The organism is Propionibacterium sp. oral taxon 192 str. F0372 (assembly GCF_000413315.1).
Lineage (GTDB): Bacteria > Actinomycetota > Actinomycetes > Propionibacteriales > Propionibacteriaceae > Brooklawnia.
Window position 1 is genome coordinate 1,985,965 of record NZ_KE340297.1, and the last position, 19,036, is coordinate 2,005,000.

The window sequence follows — 19,036 nt, forward strand, 5'->3', positions numbered from 1 at the left end:
AGAACTTCAGGCTCTGGCCAACAGGACAAACGGTACGTGACCGACCGTCCCGGTGCCGAAGGCCGTCTCGGGACCATGAGCACGATGGGCCATGCGTTGGGTTGATCTGGAAGGATGGGTGCAGTCCCACACAGAAAGGCGGCCCACATGTCCCAGGCCACCCTGCACACCTCATTGGGTGATATCGTCGTCGAACTCTTCGACGACCATGCTCCCAAGACCGTCGCAAATTTCGTCGAACTAGCCAGTGGCACCCGGGAGTACACCGATCCCGTCGACGGCACCACCAAAACCGGGAAATTCTATGACGGCACCATCTTCCACCGGGTCATCGACGGTTTCATGATCCAGGGTGGGGATCCTACCGGTACCGGGCGTGGCGGCCCGGGCTACCGTTTCGCTGACGAGTTCCATCCTGAACTCTCCTTCGACCGGCCTTACCTGTTGGCCATGGCTAATGCCGGTCCGGGCACTAACGGCTCGCAATTTTTCATTACCGTCGCCAAGACCCCACACCTCAACCGGCGCCACACCATCTTCGGTGAGGTCACCGAAGAGGCTTCCCGCAAGGTCGTCGACGCCATCGCGACCACTCCCACCGGGCGCATGGATCGTCCCACCACCGACGTGGTGATCAACTCGGTCGAGGTCGCCTGATCGATGTCGATATCTCCTGCTGCCCGGCATCCGGCAAGGAGCCGGGCAGCACTTCGTTGAGATCGCCCGGTGGAGCGACGGGAAGTGGTGAAAGGGTCCATCTGGGCAGGTCCTGTTCCCCAATGCCCGCGCCCAGGGGCATTGACCATTCACCGTCGATCTCCAGCAGTCGAACCCCGGGACTGGTGAGGAAGGCGATCACCCGCTCTGCTTCCTCCACCGAGGCCGATGGCAGATCGTGGGGCGAGGGGAGCACAGTTTCGGCAGTGGCGAGCACGTGGGCTGCGACTTGACGCACTGAGCTTCCGGCCCGGGCGAATCCCGCAGCTGCGAGCCGACCGTGGCGAATGATATTAATCTGCCAGCCCGGGCGCGAAGGGACAGTAGAGCGGCGCACCGCGACGATCTGGGGGCAGCGCCCCACCGCAACCAGCCGGTGCCAGCGACGAATCGCTGCGGTGAGCAATTCAAGGCGACTGGTGATTTGTGCCGCCTGCTCGTAACGCTGTTCAGCTGCCAGGGGCCGTAGATGACTGCCAACGATCCCCAATAGCGGACGTACGTCATGATTCCACGCCTGCTTGATGCCCAACACCAGTTTCTGATGGGCAGCATGGTCGGCATCCGGTAGGCACGGTGCCAGACAACGACCGAGCTCGGCTAGGACGCACCCGGTAGGGGATGCGTGGGGCCCCATCGACTGGGTGCACTGCCTGATCGGATAGGCGTCGTGGATCACCTGGCAGACTTCCTTGGCTGTGACTCGTGAGGAGAAAGGGCCCAGATAGCGGGCCTGGTCGTCGCCCACCGCGTAGGTGATGGACAGCCGGGGCCATGTCTCGGTGGTCAGCTTTACCCAGCACAGCCTGTCCTGGTGCTTGGATCGACGGTTGTAGTGGGGGCTGTGGGCGGCGATCATCCGCAGTTCTCGGACCTCTGCCTCCAAATCTGTGGCGCACACCGTGGCCTCCACACCGGTGGCCACCCGGACCATTTCGTCTATGTAGGTTCTGTTCTCTGAGGCTGTGAAATAGGATCTCACCCGGCGGGCAACGTTGACCGACTTGCCGACGTAGAGTACCTGGCGGGACTCCCCGGGGCGTTGGGCATAGAAGGCATAAACTCCGGGTTCGGTGGGCAACTCGCTGGCCCATGAACTCTTTGCCCGCCGCTTGGCCGGTACCCGGTGTTCGATTTCCTTGAGATCTTCCAAGGTGGTTACTCCGAGACCACCTGCCCGTCCCAGCAACTCGTGCAGCACGTTGACGGTTGACCTAGCATCCGACAGGGCACGGTGGCCGGGGGTAACTGTGGTGCGGAAGTGGGCGGCGAGGGTGTGTAGCTTCACATTGGGCACCTCGTCGCGCAACAGCACCTTCCGTGCCAATCCGACGGTGTCGACCACCATCATCCCGGGCCACTCGTACCCCAGGTCAACGCAGGCACGCCGGAGAAAACCGACATCGAAGCGGGCATTGTGGGTTACCAGCACGCAGGGGGTGACGAACTGCAGGAAAGTGGGCAGTACTGCTGGCAAGGTGGGAGAGTAGGCAACCATCCGGTCGGTGATGCCGGTCAGAGCCTGGATTCTCGCCGGGATGTGCATACAGGGATTGATCAAGGTGGCGAACTCGCCGAGCGTCTGGTCACCGCGTACTTTCACGGCCCCGATCTCGGTAATTGCATCAGTGGTCGAGGTGCCAGTGGTTTCCAGATCGACAACGCAGAACGTTACCTCGCGTAGCGGGGTTCCGAGATCATCAAGGCCGGGTTGCGTAGCAACAGTTGGTGAGGTCATGCAGCGACCTTAAGATCGGTAACTGACACTTCTGGAGGGCGATCGGGAGCTTGGACGAGTCATGCAAAAGAGTTGAGAGCAACCTTAAGAAGTCTTAAACTTTATGTGAGTAACGTTCCATGAGGGTGGATGAATGGTGAATCTCCAGGGTGCCATCGCGGCTGTTGTCGGTGGCTTGGTTGCTTGTTCCGTCGTCGTTGCGGCGTCCCCGTCGGCCCGGGCTGATGACACCGTCGCCAAGGCACAAAGCGAGTTGTCGGGTCTCCAGATTGAGGCGGCCAAGGCCCAGGTGGAACTGGAGCAGTCCCGCAAGGACCTCACCCAGGCCCAAGCCGACTACGACGTAACCACTGCTGATCTTGCCGATCAGCGCGTCTTGGTCGATGCCTTGCGGGTGCAGGTGGGCCGGGTAGCCGTGGCTGCTCAGCAGCAGGCGGCCTCCATGGGTACCGCATCTTTGTTGTTTTCCTCGGATTCCGAGGAGTCTTTCATCGCTGATATGAAGGTTATGCAGTCGGTCACCTCGCTGACTGATGAGCAACTGGCCCGCCTGGCCGCCGAGCAGGACCGGCTCGCCGAACTCGAATCCACCCAGGCCTCAACCGTAGAAGCCATCAATGCCGAGATCGCGGAGCAGGAGAAACTCACCGCCGACTACGACGGCAAGGTGGCCCAGGCGAAGTCGATCGTTGACGCGCTGAGCGCATCCCAGAAGTCGATGCTTGAGTCCAAGGCCTCCCAGGCGGTCATCGACGAGAACATGAAGCTGTTGAACTCGGCCATGGCTGAGGCCTCCGGACGTTCCTCCCGCAGCGCCAGTGGCGATCCATTAGGTGCCGGGATCTGGCCTACCTCGGGTCCGATTACCTCCCCCTTCGGATACCGCACCAACCCGATCGGTGGATACACCGAACTTCACGACGGGGTTGACATCGCCCCGCCGTGTGGCACGCCGGTGATGGCCTCTTGGACTGGTGTTGTGCTGTCCGCTCGCACTGAGGGCGGCTGGGGCAATCGGGTGATTATCGATTCTGGCACCTACAAGACCGCCTATGCTCACCTGCAGTCGATGAGCGTATCGCCAGGTGATGTCGTCCAAGCCGGTCAGGTTGTCGGTGCGGTCGGCACCACCGGTTTTTCGACCGGCTGCCACCTGCACTTCTCCACGTGGGTGAACAATCAGATCACCGATCCAACCACTGTCATCAAGCGCTGATACTGTCTTGGGCTCTGTGATGGATGCTCAACGAGCAATGTGTGAGTGGTGTCCGTGATGGGTGTAGCTAATCAGAGTTGACCGAATGCGATACCTGCGAGGTGCGCTGGCCTGCCTGCACTACCGACTGCTTGGGCCATTTCCGGTTCTGGGGAGCAGATCGGATTTGGCACCGTTGATCACTTGGCGATCATCACTACCATTCTCGTTGGACTGGTGTCGTTTTCCTGCATGGGGCTTTATGCCAGCGTCGCGGATGGTTGACCGTCTGGTGGTGACCGTGATCGCTTGGTGCTGTGTTATCACCTTTACCGGTTGTGCATCTAGAGATCCACGTACCGGCTCCGAGGTCGCCGCCGGGGTAGCCATGGCTTGGGCCAGTCGTGAGGAGAATGCCTTTTTCGCACTCTTTGACAAGACCGCACGTTCTCGTGCCGCACAGTTATGGCAGTCGACCGATGGAGTGCAGATCACCTCCGTCGATCCCATTGATGACCAGCAATGGCACATCACTTGGAGCGTCCCCGCTACCCGGGCCAGTACACGCAGCGTTGTCCGCCCGGTACTCAACTGCGACCGGGACTGTGCGTTGGTCGATCTGGTGCAGTCTCCTGATCAGCCAGCTCCCATCTGGGTACTGGGACAAGTGATGATCAGTATCGATGCCAATGTGGTGGTCTTGGACGCCACCGCTGGTGGGCGGGTCCCGGCTCTGGCGGAGGCAGCCCGATCGCGGTTGTCACAATCCGGGGTCCCGCTGCTGGACATGACAGAATCAATCATCGTCGAGGTTCCGGCCACGGCTGGACAGTTTGAGCAGATGATGGCAGCCCCTGCATTGGATTTCCGGTCCAGCGGTGGGCTTACCTGGACGGCGGGAAGCCTCACCACGCCTGCCCTGCAACACATTGTGCTCAATCCGCAGACCACCGATTCGGCTGTTGATGCCCAGCTGGAGCATCTGATTACCCACGAGATGGTGCACGCCAGCACCGCTTACCTCCAGGTTGGATCAGGAAGGCAGTGGGTCAGCGAAGGGCTCGCCGAGCACCTCTCCCTGGCCGCAGATCAGGCGGCTCAACGGGGCTCGGTCGAACTCTTGGCGCAGATGTGCCCGCTGGCCACCACCATTGTGGCCGATTCTGATTTTGCTGCCGACAACCCAGCACGCGCCTATGCCTGGAGTACCTGGGCTGTGGGGCAGATCATGGCCACCGATCCGGCATCTTTGAGCGGATTGTGGCAGGGCAACACACCGGTTCCCAAGTTCGATGACTCTCTGATATGCGGTTGAGTCTCAAAACGCGGTACTCGGCTCGTCATGGCACTCTTAATTATCGACACGCGACCGGGCTCAGGTCCCGGAGATCACTCCTACTGCGCCTGCCTCGGTCGCCGGGTGAGCCGGTGGCCGTAGAGTATGCACCAGTCGACAGCCAAGGAGGGCACAGGTGACGGGGTGGTACAGCTTCTTCAAGATCGTGGTGGTGCGGCCCGCGGTGAAGTACTGGTTCAGGGTCGAGATCACCGGTGCCGAGAAAGTGCCCGGCACCGGTTGTATCTTGGCCGCCAACCATCTGGACGTCGGCGACACCTTCTCCCTCCCGGCGCTGGTGCGCCCCACGGTGGTCTTCCCGGCCAAGCGGGAACTATTCGAGGGACGCACCCTCAAGGGACGAGCTTTGGCCCGGGTGCTTCGCGCGATCGGTCAGACACCGATCGACAGATCCGGTGGGCGCGCATCGGCCAGCGGGCTCGGGTCGGTCGAAGTAGTGCTCGAGGCAGGCGGTACAGTCGGTATCTTCCCGGAGGGAACGCGCAGCCCAGATGGCCGCCTCTACAAGGGCAAGACTGGGGTGGCCCGGCTGGCCTTGGCATCTGGGAAACCCGTCCTGCCGGTCGGGGTGATCAACACCAGGTTGATGCGCAATCGTATCGGGCTGCCGGTGATGATGGATCACCCGCGTATCATCATCGGTGATCCCCTCGACTTCAGCGCGTGGGCCGGTCAGGAGAGCGATCACAAGGTACTGCGGTGGGTGACCAATGAGGTGATGGGTGCCATCAAGGCTCTCACTGACCAGCCCTATGTCGATGCCTATGCCTCCCGGGTGAAATATGGCGACTTGGCATCGAAGGATACGAGTTCACTGGAGCTTGACCACCCCAATCAGGGGGTTTCGCAACCACCGATCATTGCTCAGCGGACGGAGGGTTGAAGTGAATGGCCCCCATCGCGCATATCGCGCGCATAATTGGTGGAAGCCTCTGGTGGAAGGGGCGGAGAACCTGCCTGACGGGCCATTCATCCTTGCCGTTAACCGGGTTGGGGGATTTGACCATCTTCTGGTCACCCAGGCCATCGGACGGCCGATGACCGTCGTCACCAGTCGTGGTGACGGCCTACTGCGCATTCCAACCTTGGCGACTACTGGTTTCGGACAGGCTGGTCGTGCTGCATCAGAGGAAGTACTTGCCAGTGGCGGAATCGTGTTGGTCTTCCCTGAGCGGGTCTGCGGGAATGACGGCGCGGTTCACCGCGGGACCGCGGACACCGCAGCTGTGGCGATCGGGGCGGAAGTGCCCATCGTTCCCGCAGGTCTTGCTCCGCGCACCCACCGGGGGAGCACGCGGAACCTAGCTGACGCCCCCGCACGATGGGCTATCGGTGACCTGCGCTATCGCCTGGCCATCGGCAAACCTATTCTGATCAATCGCTATCTGGGACTGGACGAACCCGGGAGGGTGACCGACGGGCTAATCATGCGTGGACTGGTCGACTCAGTGATGAGTCGTATTGCCGAGTTGGCCAACCGCCGCTATGTCGACACTCATTCATTTGATCCGGATCTGCGTGCGGCTAACCGCAATCCGGTGTTGAACCCAGTCGATCCAGCGAGCCTGCGGGAATGGGTCACAGCGCGACGGCGGATGCAGCGGGAGCGCCGGGAGACACAGCGCCAGCGAATGGCGGCCGAGGCCGAACTGGCACGCATCCTTGACGAACAGGAGGCGGCCGAGATAACAGCTGCCCAGGAAGCTGCGAGACGCTGGGCCGAGGGCGTTGAGAGTGGGGGACGATGAAAAATGACACCATGAGGATCTGCACGGCCCAGGGGGACGAACGCGTCTCTGGGTCCATACGCCGATCCGCTGACTGGATCCGTCTCGCCATGGTTGTCCACGCTGTGGTGGTCAATCTGTTGCGTCTCGACGTCGCTCACCAACCGGTGGTCATGATCGTGGTCAGCAGCGTGATGGTCGCTTGGAGCTTAGTGATGGTCCTGTATGGACGCCGCAACTGCCGGAGACGACGGAATCTGTATCTTTGCGACATCGGGATCACCGCGGTGATTGTCGCCCTGTCCGGACCAGTGCTGGGTACCGAAGTCCTGCGCAGTACCACTTTCGGGCTTGGCGGATTCTGGATGTTGATGGCGCCGGTGACACTGGCCATGTACACCGGATCAGCCGTAGGCGCTGGGGCAGGTCTGGTGCTCGGTGCCATCCAATTCCTTGAAGCTCCGTCGTTGGATCCACGTGTGTGGACTCACCTGATCATCACAGTCACCGTTCCCTATTTGGTGGGGTTGCTGATCAAAGTCAACAATGAGGCGATCGCGGAGCGGAACCGGTCCGTCGCCACCGCGGTGGCCCTGGAGGAACGAGAAAGGCTCAACCGGATTGTCCACGACGGGGTGTTGCAGGTGCTGGCGATGGTTGCCCGCGAAGGTCATGAGCTGGGCCCCAGGGGCAAGATGCTCGCGCTGCTCGCCCGCAAGCAGGAGGATCAACTGCGCACCACCCTGCAAGACAAACATGTCGATGTGACCAAAGGTGAGTACTTGGATGCTGATACGACAGACCTGACCACCATGCTGGAAAAGCACCAGTCGAAAACGGTGACGGTCTCGACGATGGCCGGGCACGTGTCTATGACTACTGATCGCGCCAAGGAACTTGACCGGGTGATTACTGAGGTTTTGTCCAATGTTTTCAAGCATGCCGGGGTCAATGCCAAATCCTGGATCCTGTTGGAAGAAGAGAAAGGCCAGGTGATTGTCACAGTGCGTGACGATGGGATCGGCATGACTCCCGAACGGCTGCAGGCCGCAGCCGATGCCGGGCGACTGGGGGTCAAGGAATCAATCGTCGGCCGAATATTGTCGCTGGGCGGGACCTCCACCCTCGACTCTGCGCCGGGGAAGGGTACCGAATGGGAGTTCCGGGTTCCCCTCCAGTGAACCACACGGCACAATGGCAGCAACGAATCCCCCAGGAGAAGAAGGATGAGATTTTCCAAGGCGCCGACCCGGATCATGCTGGTCGATGACCACCCAATGTGGATCGAGGCACTGGCCGAGGATTTGAGCGAGGACGGCTGCGAGATTGTCGCAGTCGCCCATGATGGCTCGGAGACCTTGACTCGTGCCCGTGCCACTTGCCCCGATGTCGTGGTGATGGACCTCAACATCCCCGACCCGGATGGTGCGACCTGCACCCAGCTGCTGATGAATGAACTGCCCGGGTTGCGGGTGCTGGTGATGTCCGCGTCTGGGGAGCGCGACGACGTGTTGCGCGCAGTCAAGGCCGGGGCTAACGGCTACGTGCTGAAATCTTCCTCAAAGGCAGAACTTCTTGATGCGGTGCACAAGACCGTCGATGGTGAGGCCGTATTCACCCCGACCCTGGCCGGTCTGGTACTGGGGGAGTACCGCCGCATGGCAAACAATCCCTCACCCGACGACGACACTCCCTCCCTGACCTCCCGGGAGACCGAGGTGCTGCGCTTTGTCGCGAAAGGTCTCAGCTACCGTGACATTGCCGAACAGCTCTTCGTCTCGCATCGTACCGTGCAGAATCACGTCCAGAATGTGCTGCGCAAGCTGCAGTTGCACAACCGGGTGGAACTCACCCGCTACGCCATCGAGCAAGGTCTCGATTCCTGACCATGCCGATCTGTCGGCGCGATTCTTCATTGGTGGGATGAGACAGCAGCGAGGTAGTGATCTGACCTATTCTTGGGCTCGTGCCTGACGTGATCCCCGGACTCGACCTTGACGACTTGCATCGCCTGCCCAAGGTACAACAGCCGACCTATGACGATCCCGCAGAAGCCGCGGAGGTCGTCGCCCAGTTGCGCGCCCTGCCCCCACTGGTCTTCGCCGGGGAATGTGATGATCTGCGGGCCAAGATCGCCAAAGTCGCTGAGGGACAAGCCTTCATGCTCCAAGGCGGTGATTGTGCCGAGACCTTCGACGGAGTGCGGGCCGATAACATCCGCTCCAAGCTGCGGGTACTGCTGTCGATGAGCGTGGTACTCACCCATGCCTCCCAGCTTCCCGTGGTCAAGGTCGGCCGAATCGCTGGACAGTACGCGAAACCCAGGTCCAAGGACACTGAGACTCGTGATGGGGTCACCCTTCCCGCCTATCGGGGGGATGCGGTAAATGGTTTCGACTTTACCCCGCAGGCGCGCTGCCACGACCCGAAGCGGCTGCTGCAGGTGTACAACGCCTCGGCAGCCACTCTGAACTTGGTGCGCGCCTTCATGACCGGTGGTTTTGCCGATCTGCGCCAACTGCACGCCTGGAATGCCTCCTTCGTGCGCGACTCCCGGGTGGAGAAGCGTTATGAGCAGGTTGCCGATGAGATCCAGCGGGCCCTGGGCTTCATGCTCGCTTGTGGGGTCCAGGACGACACCTTGTCCACCGTAGACTTCTATGCTTCCCATGAGGCCTTGCTGCTGGACTATGAATACGCGATGACCCGCATCGACTCACGTTCCCAGATGCCCTACGATACCTCGGGGCATATGGTGTGGATCGGGGAGCGCACTCGCCAGCCCTACGGCGCCCAGGTGGAACTGCTGCGCCGGGTCCACAATCCGTTGGGCGTCAAACTGGGGCCGGATTCCACTGGGACCGAGGCCCTGGAGATTGCCGATAGGCTCGACCCTGAGCGAATCCCCGGACGTATCACCTTCATCACTCGGATGGGGTCCGACAAGGTACGTGACCGGCTTCCTCGAATCATTGAGGAGGTCGAGGCCTCGGGACGCAAGGTCGCCTGGGTGTGCGATCCGATGCACGGCAACACCTTCGAGAGCGCCAACGGTTTCAAGACCCGCTCCTACGACGCGGTGGTCAACGAACTGCACGGCTTCTTCGACGCCCATGATGAACTGGGCTCCTGGCCGGGTGGGGTGCACATCGAGTTGACCGGTGATGACGTCACCGAATGCATCGGGGGTGCTTTCCAGTTGTCCGAGACCGACCTGGAATCCCGCTACGAGACCGCCTGCGATCCACGGCTCAACCGTAACCAATCCTTGGAACTTGCCTTCATGGTGGCCGAACGGGTGAACAAGTCACGGTTGCTGCGGCACGTGCCGGTCGAAGTGCCGGATTGGAATGATTGAGTCTGCAATCGGTCTGCACCACATGTCCCGTGGGACAATGGATTCATGCAGATCACGGCTCTGGGACATTCCTGTGTACTCATCGACGATGGGGCGCGTATCCTCGTCGATCCCGGTAACTTGTCGACCAGTTGGCATGGGATGGGGCAACTGGATGCGATTCTGGTGACCCATCAGCATCCCGACCATGTCGATCCGCAGCATATTGGTGCCCTCCTGGAGTCGAATCCGCAGGCCTTCGTTGGGGTCGAGGCGAGTGTCGCCGAGGTAATCGACCTCCCACAGCGGGTGCATCGTTTTGCTGTTGGTGAATCTGTCGAACTGAAGGGCACCAGGATCACCACCGTCGGAGGACTGCATGCGGTCATTCATCCCGACTATGCGCGGTTCCGCAATCTCGGTTACCTGATCGTAGGAGCCAGTGGGAAGACTCTCTTCCATCCCGGGGATAGTCTGGAAACCACACCACAGGGCGTGGATTTCGCCTGCATCCCCACCTTTGCCCCATGGGGGAAGGTGGAAGAAGTAATCGACTTCACCCGGGCTCTGGATGCTGCCCGTGGGATGCTCATCCATTATGCAGTGCTCTCCGATGCTGGTCAGGCGATCACTGCGACTCACATTGGCAATTTGTGCCGCACCGAACTGGTCAAGGTCGCCGAGGGTGAGCCTTTCGAGATCTGATCACCAGGTGATTACTGGGCGATGATGACGACCGTCGAGCCCTTGGCTAGCTGGTCGTCGGTCAGCAGTTGCTTGCCAGACTCGTCGGTGATATCGATCACCACACCGCGTCGAAACGGCAGACTGTATGGCCAGTCGACGCGCACTTTGAATCCAGCATCCTCCAGTTTCTTGGTTGCTTCCGAGACCTGCTCATTGGCCCTGATATTGGGCAAGTGCACCTTCTCGGCTCCCTTTGATGGGGTGAGGGTGATGGTATCCCCACGGTGGCCGGTACCGTCGGATGGGTTCTGCGAAACCACTGATCCCTCTGGAATTGAGTCGTGGAAGACTCCGTCGGCGGTGGTGACCTTGAAACCGGCTGTGGTCAGAGTCGTGTTGGCCTCAGCGAGGGTCCTGTTGACCACCGAGGGGATGGAGATAGGCTCCCTGCCCTTGGAGATCGTCAGATCGACGGTGGTGCCCGGCCTCAGCATCGTTCCCGGGTCATAGCCTGCCGAGATGACATGTCCGGTTTCCACGGTTTCCGACCAAGCTTGCTCCACCCGCCCGATGGCCAGGCCTGCTTGGGCGAGCGCGTCAGTCGCATCCTGCTGACCCAGACCGATGATATGGGGCATGGCATTGCGTTCCGGGCCCAAGGAGACCACCGCAACGATTTCCGAGTCACGTAGTACCCGGCTTCCCGCTGATGGATCGGTGGAGATGATCTGCCCGGCGGGCACATCTTCGGAATAACCCTGGGTAAACCGAACCGTCAGATTCGCAGCAGCCACCACCGGTCGGGCGTCTACTTCGGTCATGTTGATCAGCGATGGGGTCTGCGTGTAGCGCCCCGAGGTTAGCCACCAAGCCCCGCTGCCCACCCCCAAGGTGAGCAGCACAAGAAGTATCGCGGCGAGCAGTGCTCGGCGTCGCCGGTGGACGGGGGAAGTGGACAGTTTTGGGAAGCGGGGGGAAGCCACAACTCCGGTATCCCGCCGATCGGGAGCAGGAAACAATGTCTCTAGTTGCTCGACGGGGGTCTGTTCGATGTCGTTCTCATCCACATCATCGGGGGCGGGCGTGACGGCGGTCGACCGGGGAGTGGAGAGCACTGGCTGAGCGGTCTGGGAAGAAGCGATGACCGAGGTGGCAGCCATATCGGGGGTGAGCACCTGTGTAGATGCTGCCTGTGACACGGCGGCTGGGAAGGCCAGTGCTACCAGGTCTGCGTCGGAGCCCAGTCCGCGCTCCACGCCTTTGCGCACGACCCTGATCCGGTGCAGCAACTCGCGCCCGTTCGCAGGGCGCATCTGTGCGTCGCGACGGGTACAGGAGAGCACCAAGGCATCCAAGTAGTCGGGGATCGGTTCGCGACGCGCCTGACCCGGGTGGGATTTGCCCAGGACTACCGAGGGGGCGAGCATGTCCTCATTGACGTGCTTGTAGGCCACCTGGATGGGTTGTTCGGCAATGTAGGGCTTGGAACCGGTGAGCATCTCCCACAGCACCACCCCGGTGGAGTAGACATCCGAGGCTGAGGTCGCTTTGCCGGTGGTGAGCAACTCTGGGGGAAGGTAGGAGACGGTGCCGATCAACAGCCCCTGGGAATGGGTTGCGGTTTGGGCGGACACGGTGCGGGCCAACCCGAAATCGGCGACCTTGATCTCACCGTCGCCGTTAATGAGAACGTTCTCAGGTTTCACGTCGCGATGCACCAGCCCGGACTCGTGGGCGACTGCCAGCGCTGAGGCGACCGGTTCGATGATCTCCAAGGCACGAATCGGTGTCAGCGGAGCCTTGCGGGTGATCAGGGTGCGCAGGGTACTGCCCGGAACATATTCCATGACGATATAGGGACGCTGGTGGTCGAACCCTTGGTCATAGATGGCCACCACATTGTGGTCACACAACCGCGCGGCGGCCCTGGCCTCTCGATCGAATTTCGCGGTGAAGTTTACGTCGGTGCTCAGACTCTCGTGCATCACCTTGATGGCGATGATCCGCTCCAGACGACGGTCCCAGGCCCGGTAGACCGTCGCCATGCCGCCGCGGGCGAGGCGCTGCAATACCTCGTACCGTCCGTCGAGGACATCCCCGACCAGCGGGTCAGGTGCGGTACGTCGGTTCAAGGCAACTCCATCCGATCAGGGAGCACCAATTCTAGGTGGGTACATGGGTTGACGACGACCGGCACGGCGAATGGGGTCGTGGTTGCCGTGGTCATTCGGGGTTTCTTTAGTAGTGCGTGATGGATGTACGAAATGAATCGGTGGAGCTGGTCACGGGCGGAGCCTGCGAGTCGCAGCCTCTTCCCAGGCGATGACCCCGGTGCGATCCCCGGCCGACGATGGCTGCCAAGCCGGTACAGTAGGCCGCGTGAATGCAATGATGGGTTTGGATGCCCGGCTGAAGCAGGCACGGATCGGTATGGTGATCGGCGTCGACTCGCCGGAGCGGATTGCCGAGGTAGGGTCCGCACTGGCCCGCTCCCGGGTGGATCTGGTCGTTCTGGATTCCACAGGAGCGGACCGCGAGGATTTTCTACGCGGTTTTGCGGGACTGCGCAGGGCGGTGGGAACCCACACGATCGCTGGGGTGCTTGCTCCTGCGGATCTCGCATCGGTAGCCCGGGCCGACTTGGTCGTCGATCTGCGTGTCCGCCCCCACGCTCATTGCCTGAAGCTGGGCCGGGTCACCACCATCGCCGAGTTCGATGCCTGTGATGCCGATGCAATCGTCATCCCCGAGGGGCTCATTCCCCATGCCATATGTACCGCTCCCGCAACGCAACTTGCAGCCAAGCCATGGTTCGTGCACCTCACCGATCCAACACTGGCCTCCCGGATGATCCTGGCTGGGGCCCGGCGGCTCTGGTTGCACGGCCTGACCAGGCAACAGATTCCGGTCCTGCGCGAGGAATTGTCTTCCGCATGGAAGACCGATATGGGCCCCGTTGCCTTGGGTGGGTGGAACTGGCGTCGCGGCTGAATTGGTTCAGGAATCACGTTCCACGCACTGGCGTGCCAACTCGGTCAATGCGATGCGTCCGGTCTGGGTGATTCCCGGGTGATCCAAGGCCTGCAGGGCCGCTGCGTGATCGGCAGCGATCATCTCCTCCAGCTGTTCTACAGCCCCTGAACTGGTGATGAGTTGCGTTGCCCGTTCTACTTGGTCATCGTCCATCCCGGGGCCGAGCAGGGATTCCAGTTCCGTTGCTGCATTGCCGAGATTGTGGGTGGCCCGCGTCAGCAGCACAGTGCGTTTGCCCTCCCGCAGATCACCAGCCGCGGGTTTCCCGGTTTGAGCGGAGGGCGCAAACACCCCGAGTAAATCGTCACGCAGCTGGAAGGCGCGGCCCAGAGCTATCCCGAATACTCCCAAAGCATCTTGCAGTGACTCGTCGGCCCCGCCGATTGCAGCCCCTAATTGGAGCGGGCGTTGCACGGTGTAGCGGGAGGTCTTCTCCTCCAGTACCTTCCAGGCGATCTGCTGGGGGTCGCCCCTCGACAAACGGTATTGGGCACAGATGTCCAGTACCTGCCCGGAATTCACTTCGGTGCGCATCAGGTACCAGTAGCGCGCGGCCCGCGCCCACACCTGTGGATCCAGCTCTGCGGTCGTGGCCATCTCATCGGCCCAGGCCATGAGCTGGTCACCGAGCAGAACCGCGATCTCGGTGCCGAAGCGTTCTGGGTGTTCTATCGCCTGGACCGCAGCCCAGGCCTCGAACTGCCGGTGCGCGGCAGGACGACCGCGCCGGGTATCTGAGGAGTCCAGTACGTCGTCGTGGATCAGCACCCCCACATGGAGCATTTCCAGGGCAGCCAGCACCGACCAGATGCCCTCGGGAATACCCGAATCACTGACCGCGACATGACCCCAGTAGCCGAAGGCAGGACGAATCCGCTTTCCTCCGGCAATCAGGTCACTAGCTACCTCGGTGAGGGGCCCGAGGCTGGGAGAGACCGCCACCAACTCATCGGTTCGGGCTGCAAGGAATCGCGTCAGTTTGGCATCGACATGCTCCCGCAGTTTTGTGGAGGTCGGCTCATGGGGATCCGGAGACATGAACCAAGGCTATCGCTGCGATTGGTGGCCGTTCTTCTTGTGGTGTGGGCATTTTGGGCATGATCGTGTTCCGGGAGCATATCTGCGTACAATCGCCACCATGTCTGATCCCTCCTCCATCGGAGAACTGCTTGCCACAGCCTGCAGCCCAACCTCAAGCTTCGAATATTTCCCTCCCAAGGATGATGAAAGCCATGCGCTGCTGCTGCGGACCATCGACGAACTAGAAGAGGTCGGCCCCGACTGGGTATCGGTCACCTACGGTGCCAACGGCTCCAACCGGGCCCGCACCTTGGCGATCACCACCGAGTTGGGGCGGCGCCACAGATTCCGGGTGATGGGGCACCTGACATGCACGGGGCAGACCGTCGATGAACTGAAGGCGGCAATTGATGCATATGGGAACGCTGGAATCACTAACATTCTCGCCATCCGCGGCGACATGCCGGGTGGTGCTTCGGTAGCCTGGGAACAGTATCCCGGCGGGCTGGCCAATGCCACTGAGTTGGTTGAGTTGATCGCATCTCGTGGCCCCTACTCGATCGGAGTGGGTGCCTTTCCCGACGGGCACACTGGATCTTCGGTGGAGATGGATGCCCGGATCCTGCTTGGTAAACAGCAGGCTGGAGCCTCTTTCGCGATATCTCAACTGTTCTTCGACGTCGAGCACTATTTTGCGATGATCGGTCGCGCCCGTTCCATTGGATGTACCTTGCCGATCGTTCCCGGTATCATGCCGGTCTCCTCACTCAAGCAGCTCGGTCGTTTTGCCCAGATGTCGGGGGCCGATATCCCTGCGGCGATGGCCGAGCGATTGATGACAGTTTCCGACGACGCCGAGCAAGTGCGTCAGGTGGGTTTCCAGATTGCTACCGAGTTGTGCACCCGCCTGTTGACCGGTGGCGCTCCGGGCCTGCACTTCTATACGCAGAATCGTTCCCGGGCCACGCGTGAGATTGTTGCCCGGCTCAAGGGGTTCATCTGATCTGTTGCAGTTTCCCGCGCGGACGAACGGAACGCCAGGCGGTCGCGTTGCGCGTCTACCTAGGAGTTGACGTGACCGTGCAACTCAATGCGTTCCCCGGCGCATCCCACGACTGAACCTGGAGTCGCAGAAGTCGCCATCGTGAAAACTGCGAAGCTGCGCAACTCTCACAGATTTCTCCGCCAGACCGGATCAGGGGTCAGATCCAGGGTGACCAGGCGCTGGGTTGGTCGGGTCAGGGCGACGTAGAGCACCCGCATGCCCCCAGATGTGTGGGCGACGATGTCGTCGGGGTCCACCACGATGACCGCGTCGAATTCCAGCCCCTTGACCTGCAGGGCCGTCCGCACCTCAAGGCGGCCGGCCAGGGCAGTGGGTAGGTCGAGGGCCACGATCATCTCGCGCATCTCCTCGATCCGATGACCGGCACAAATCACCGCAATCGTGCCGTCCACCTGGCTGGTGAGGGTTGTGAGATGCTCGCGGAGGGAGGCAGCAAGTTGCTGGGGGGTGATGACATCCAGCAGCGGCTTGATCCCCGTGGTGCGCACTGAGGTGGGTACTTGGGCACTCGGGTACTCACGACGCACCACTCGACCGGCCAACTCCATTATCTCTGCGGGGGAGCGGTAATTGGTTGTGAGGGTGAAGGTGCGCGAGGCGCCACGACCGACCAGGTCGCGCATCGCACGGCGGGTTTCCTCGTTGGAGGGATAGGAGGACTGCGCTGGATCGCCAACCAAGGTCCAGGAGGCCTGCGGGCCGCGGCGTCGCAGCATCCGCCACTGCATGGGGGTGACGTCTTGGGATTCGTCGACTAAGACATGGGAGTGGATAATCACGGTCTCATCTTCGGTCTCTATCTCGCGCCGGGTAGTCAGCTGGTCGGCCAGGGTGACCAATTCGGAGACTTGGGAGCCATCGGTGAGGAACAATGTCGGATCGGCATCGGCTTCGACCGGGGTCGGGCCAATCATATGGGCTAGTTCATCAAGCAGGGCAATGTCGGCCACAGTCCATGCCGGTCGCGGTGAACCGCTTCCCGGTACATAGCCTCGGGCGTGTGCCAGGGAATCGGTGAGCACCTGGCGTTCGGCCTCGTCGAGCACGTCGTGACCGAATTTGTGCGCCATCGCCGGGTCTGCCAGCCGAGCCAGCACCTGCTCCGGCGACAGGGTCGGCCACCAGGCATTGAGGAACATGGTGTAGGCGCCTTGGGAGGTGATGGTGTCATCGAAATAGCTCCGGTCAATGTCCAAGGTGGCTGCGATGTCCGGGCTCAGATGGGCCCAAAGGGCATCGAGCAGTCCTTTTCCGACAGCCTCTCGGGCACGATTCGCCTTGTGACTGGCGAGGATATCGCGACGCAGTCGGGTCAACTCGGCAGGATTGAGGGTGAGTACCTCACCCTTGACCGAGACCCGAAGCCGCATCGACTCCGCGGTCAGCGGCTCATTGACCGCCCGCCGCAATACCTTGAGCATCCGCAGGCTTCCCTTGATCACCGCGGCTTCGGCGTCGTCGACGAGCTGGGAACTGAATCCCAACACGTCGGTGCCGAGCTCTCCGATCGACTTCAGGGTTACCGAGTCCTCACCGAGACCGGGCAGTACTCGCTCGATGTAACTCATGAACAGGTCAGTGGGGCCCACCACGAGTACTCCACCTTGTTCCAAACGCCTGCGGTGGGTGTACAGCAGGAAGGCTGCGCGGTGCAGAGCGACGACGGTCTTGCCGGTCCCCGGCCCGCCGGAGATGATCGTCACTCCTTGGTAGGGGGCGCGGATCGCTTCGTCTTGCTCGGCCTGGATGGTAGCGACGATGTCGCGCATCCGGTGCCCGCGGGCTCGCTGAAGGGAAGCCATCAAGGCGCCTTCGCCGATCACCACGAGATTGGAGGAAGCCTGGTCGTTGAGGAGATCGTCCTCAATGCCGGTGACCTTGTCGTCGTGGCAACGTAATACGCGGCGACGGACCACTTCCATTGGATTGGCGGCCGTGGCTCGGTAGAAGGCCTCCGCAGCAGGAGCTCGCCAGTCGATGACTAATGGTTCGTAGTCGGCATCGCGGACCCCGATACGGCCCACATAACGTTTCTCCTGGTCGACAAAGTCGAGACGTCCGAAGACCAGCCCCTCGTGCTGGGCATCTAAGGTGGCGAGTCGTTTGGCTGCCTGGAAGGCGAAGGCATCGCGCTCGAACATCGCGGTTCCGTCTTCCTCGCGCATCCAGTCGGAGCGGTCGGTGCGGTACTTGCGGTGCGACTCGGCCTGGATGCTGCGGGCCGATTCCGTCGCTAACTCGAGGCTCCGGTAGACCGCGTCTACGTGGGCTTGTTCGACGGCGATCTCCCGTGCGATGAGTTCTGCTTGGCTGTCGTTGGATTGGTTCAACTGTTTCCTGCCTCGTGAAAAGCCCTGAAACAGACAGCTTACCTTCATCCAGCAACCAACAAGCGCAACCGGAATCCCAGATTGGTCGTTGCGCGGGCGCTGCGTTCAGGGTTTTCTCCCTCATCAGAGCTAGTTTTCGCCGTTCATTCGAGCAGATTGCAGGTCCATCTGTGGAAGATTGATGACTTGTAACGGATCCATGCCCTGGCTGGCTGAATGTATTGGTCACCAATGTCCCCGGTCTGGAGCACGAGGTGCTGTCCGCCTGGCCTGTGGGGATCGACAATCTGTGAATGGATGCAAACCTGTCCACCGTCACTCCGATGCGCGTCGGTCGCGCATACACTGGGGATAACCGCAGGAAGCGGGTACCTGTTGGCAGGCACCATTCGGTGCGGATCTGGAGGGGAGGCCATGGAGCTTTCGGAGGATGAACGCCGTCGGCTGGCCCAGTTGGAGGCAGCCTTGGCCGCTGACGATCCGAAACTGGCAAATACCCTGGGCCGTTCCGCTCTGGGGGGCATGCGCCAGGTCAAGGGGCGGCGCGCTGGGCTGGCAGGTCTGTTCTTTGTCTTCGGTGTGCTTGCGGTCATCGGCGGTATGAGTAGCCACTGGCTCGTCTCGGTCCTCGGTTTCCTGGTCATGGTCGTATCCACCGTTTACGCCCTCAATGCGTGGCGCGTCGTGGAGGACACCTCCGGGAAACCGGCGGGCCCCAGGCAGAACCCCGAATTTATGGGGCGCATGGAAGAACGATGGAATCGTCGTCAGCAAGGTGACAACTGATTGGTTCTGTCCGGTCGATCGGTGACCATTCATTGTACTCGTG

General features: G+C 61.4%; 16 protein-coding genes. 12 read left to right on the forward strand and 4 right to left on the reverse strand.

What is annotated here, in order from left to right:
• Nucleotides 1-147 precede the first annotated feature (147 nt).
• A complete protein-coding gene (locus HMPREF1531_RS09240; RefSeq protein ID WP_016669684.1) occupies nt 148-657 on the forward strand; it encodes a peptidylprolyl isomerase in 510 nt (169 codons plus the stop codon).
• On the opposite strand, the gene HMPREF1531_RS09245 is transcribed toward HMPREF1531_RS09240, so the two are convergent.
• The gene (locus HMPREF1531_RS09245; RefSeq protein WP_016669685.1) at nt 635-2,455 is read right to left on the reverse strand and encodes a DEDD exonuclease domain-containing protein; all 1,821 of its coding nucleotides are present in this window, start codon (nt 2,453-2,455) and stop codon (nt 635-637) included. The genes HMPREF1531_RS09240 and HMPREF1531_RS09245 overlap by 23 nt on opposite strands.
• Nucleotides 2,456-2,588: 133 nt before the next feature.
• Between HMPREF1531_RS09245 and HMPREF1531_RS13030 the strand changes: the two genes are divergently transcribed.
• The 8 genes from HMPREF1531_RS13030 (at nt 2,589) to HMPREF1531_RS09285 (ending at nt 10,776) form a co-directional block, all read left to right on the forward strand.
• The gene (locus HMPREF1531_RS13030; RefSeq protein WP_016669686.1) at nt 2,589-3,671 is read left to right on the forward strand and encodes a M23 family metallopeptidase; all 1,083 of its coding nucleotides are present in this window, start codon (nt 2,589-2,591) and stop codon (nt 3,669-3,671) included.
• A 256-nt stretch (nt 3,672-3,927) separates the two neighbouring features.
• Complete coding sequence (locus tag HMPREF1531_RS09255; protein WP_016669687.1) at nt 3,928-4,965, forward strand: hypothetical protein; 1,038 nt, start codon at nt 3,928-3,930, stop codon at nt 4,963-4,965.
• Nucleotides 4,966-5,122: 157 nt separating this feature from the next.
• Nucleotides 5,123-5,890, forward strand: coding sequence for a lysophospholipid acyltransferase family protein (locus HMPREF1531_RS09260; protein ID WP_016669688.1), 768 nt, complete (start codon nt 5,123-5,125; stop codon nt 5,888-5,890).
• 52 nt (nt 5,891-5,942) lie between these two features.
• Nucleotides 5,943-6,755 carry a lysophospholipid acyltransferase family protein gene (locus HMPREF1531_RS09265; protein ID WP_036897658.1) on the forward strand — a complete coding sequence of 271 codons (813 nt, stop codon included), beginning with the start codon at nt 5,943-5,945 and terminating at the stop codon, nt 6,753-6,755.
• A gap of 11 nt (nt 6,756-6,766) precedes the next feature.
• Nucleotides 6,767-7,915 (forward strand): MacS family sensor histidine kinase, encoded by a 1,149-nt coding sequence (macS, locus tag HMPREF1531_RS13035; protein WP_198011032.1) that lies wholly within the window; start codon nt 6,767-6,769, stop codon nt 7,913-7,915.
• Nucleotides 7,916-7,960: 45 nt separating this feature from the next.
• Nucleotides 7,961-8,620, forward strand: coding sequence for a response regulator (locus HMPREF1531_RS09275; RefSeq protein WP_016669691.1), 660 nt, complete (start codon nt 7,961-7,963; stop codon nt 8,618-8,620).
• Between the two features lie 80 nt (nt 8,621-8,700).
• Complete coding sequence (locus HMPREF1531_RS09280) at nt 8,701-10,092, forward strand: class II 3-deoxy-7-phosphoheptulonate synthase (protein WP_016669692.1); 1,392 nt, start codon at nt 8,701-8,703, stop codon at nt 10,090-10,092.
• Nucleotides 10,093-10,137: 45 nt separating this feature from the next.
• Nucleotides 10,138-10,776, forward strand: coding sequence for an MBL fold metallo-hydrolase (locus HMPREF1531_RS09285; protein WP_016669693.1), 639 nt, complete (start codon nt 10,138-10,140; stop codon nt 10,774-10,776).
• An 11-nt stretch (nt 10,777-10,787) separates the two neighbouring features.
• Here the strand turns inward: HMPREF1531_RS09285 and pknB are convergent, their stop codons facing one another.
• Nucleotides 10,788-12,890, reverse strand: a complete 2,103-nt coding sequence (gene pknB / locus HMPREF1531_RS09290; protein ID WP_016669694.1) for a Stk1 family PASTA domain-containing Ser/Thr kinase — start codon at nt 12,888-12,890, stop codon at nt 10,788-10,790.
• A 247-nt stretch (nt 12,891-13,137) separates the two neighbouring features.
• On the opposite strand from pknB, the gene HMPREF1531_RS09295 reads away from it, so the two are divergent.
• Complete coding sequence (locus HMPREF1531_RS09295) at nt 13,138-13,749, forward strand: hypothetical protein (RefSeq protein WP_016669695.1); 612 nt, start codon at nt 13,138-13,140, stop codon at nt 13,747-13,749.
• A 6-nt stretch (nt 13,750-13,755) separates the two neighbouring features.
• Here HMPREF1531_RS09295 and HMPREF1531_RS09300 read toward each other — a convergent pair whose 3' ends face one another.
• Nucleotides 13,756-14,829, reverse strand: coding sequence for a polyprenyl synthetase family protein (locus tag HMPREF1531_RS09300; protein ID WP_016669696.1), 1,074 nt, complete (start codon nt 14,827-14,829; stop codon nt 13,756-13,758).
• 100 nt (nt 14,830-14,929) lie between these two features.
• Between HMPREF1531_RS09300 and HMPREF1531_RS09305 the strand changes: the two genes are divergently transcribed.
• On the forward strand, nt 14,930-15,814 hold the full coding sequence (locus tag HMPREF1531_RS09305) for a methylenetetrahydrofolate reductase (protein WP_016669697.1): 885 nt from the start codon (nt 14,930-14,932) through the stop codon (nt 15,812-15,814).
• 167 nt (nt 15,815-15,981) lie between these two features.
• Here HMPREF1531_RS09305 and HMPREF1531_RS09310 read toward each other — a convergent pair whose 3' ends face one another.
• Complete coding sequence (locus HMPREF1531_RS09310; RefSeq protein ID WP_016669698.1) at nt 15,982-18,207, reverse strand: HelD family protein; 2,226 nt, start codon at nt 18,205-18,207, stop codon at nt 15,982-15,984.
• A 414-nt stretch (nt 18,208-18,621) separates the two neighbouring features.
• Here HMPREF1531_RS09310 and HMPREF1531_RS09315 point away from each other — a divergent pair, with 414 nt between their 5' ends.
• On the forward strand, nt 18,622-18,993 hold the full coding sequence (locus HMPREF1531_RS09315) for a DUF3040 domain-containing protein (RefSeq protein WP_016669699.1): 372 nt from the start codon (nt 18,622-18,624) through the stop codon (nt 18,991-18,993).
• Nucleotides 18,994-19,036 lie beyond the last annotated feature (43 nt).

Bases quoted from the DNA above. Each gene is read 5' to 3' on its own strand.
- HMPREF1531_RS09240 (WP_016669684.1), top strand. From the start codon at position 148: ATGTCCCAGGCCACCCTGCACACCTCATTGGGTGATATCGTCGTCGAA.
- HMPREF1531_RS09245 (WP_016669685.1), bottom strand. From the start codon at position 2,455: ATGACCTCACCAACTGTTGCTACGCAACCCGGCCTTGATGATCTCGGA.
- HMPREF1531_RS13030 (WP_016669686.1), top strand. From the start codon at position 2,589: ATGGTGAATCTCCAGGGTGCCATCGCGGCTGTTGTCGGTGGCTTGGTT.
- HMPREF1531_RS09255 (WP_016669687.1), top strand. From the start codon at position 3,928: ATGGTTGACCGTCTGGTGGTGACCGTGATCGCTTGGTGCTGTGTTATC.
- macS (WP_198011032.1), top strand. From the start codon at position 6,767: ATGAGGATCTGCACGGCCCAGGGGGACGAACGCGTCTCTGGGTCCATA.
- HMPREF1531_RS09275 (WP_016669691.1), top strand. From the start codon at position 7,961: ATGAGATTTTCCAAGGCGCCGACCCGGATCATGCTGGTCGATGACCAC.
- HMPREF1531_RS09285 (WP_016669693.1), top strand. From the start codon at position 10,138: ATGCAGATCACGGCTCTGGGACATTCCTGTGTACTCATCGACGATGGG.
- HMPREF1531_RS09300 (WP_016669696.1), bottom strand. From the start codon at position 14,829: ATGTCTCCGGATCCCCATGAGCCGACCTCCACAAAACTGCGGGAGCAT.
- HMPREF1531_RS09305 (WP_016669697.1), top strand. From the start codon at position 14,930: ATGTCTGATCCCTCCTCCATCGGAGAACTGCTTGCCACAGCCTGCAGC.
- HMPREF1531_RS09315 (WP_016669699.1), top strand. From the start codon at position 18,622: ATGGAGCTTTCGGAGGATGAACGCCGTCGGCTGGCCCAGTTGGAGGCA.